1 protein-coding gene is annotated in these 581 nt (G+C 59.7%); it reads right to left on the bottom strand.

The features are described from left to right. On the bottom strand, positions 1-581 hold a 581-nt coding region (locus ACR0C6_RS22075; protein ID WP_480621328.1), incomplete at both ends, for a tripartite tricarboxylate transporter permease.

Raw genomic sequence — 581 nt, 5'->3', positions numbered from 1 at the left:
GATAGGTAAAGCGGATCGTGGTCAGCTTGGCGATCCCGCCCGATGCCGCGATGCACAGGATGGTCCCGACGACGTTGGCCAACGCCAGCAGCCAGACGATCGAATAGGTGATGTCGAGATTGTCCTTGAGCATGCTCGGACCGACCTCGATATCGCCTGACCCCAGCAAAGCCACCGCGCCGATGAAGATCGCCATCGAGCCTGAACCAGGGATGCCAAACAGCAGAGTTGGCACCAGCCCTCCACCCTCTTTGGCGTTGTTCGAGCTTTCCGGGCCGATGACGCCGCGCACTTCGCCTTTGCCGAAATTGCTCTTGTCCTTGGTGGATTGCACCGAGTGACCGTAGGCGATCCAGTCGACAACCGAGCCGCCGAGGCCGGGAATGACTCCAACAATCACGCCAATGATCGAACAACGCACCGACAGCCATATATTTGCGAACCAGTCTTTGACGCCGTCCAGCCAACCGGCGCCCAGTGAGGCCCCCTTGGCAATCGACCGATCTTGACGCAGCAGCGATACGATCTCGGGCACCGCAAAGATACCCAGGCCAACGATGACCAGCTTCAAACCGTCCGTC

This window comes from Ruegeria sp. AL12, from assembly GCF_056540885.1.
Note: the sequence above shows the minus strand (reverse complement) of the source record. Positions and strands in the feature narration are given on the sequence as shown.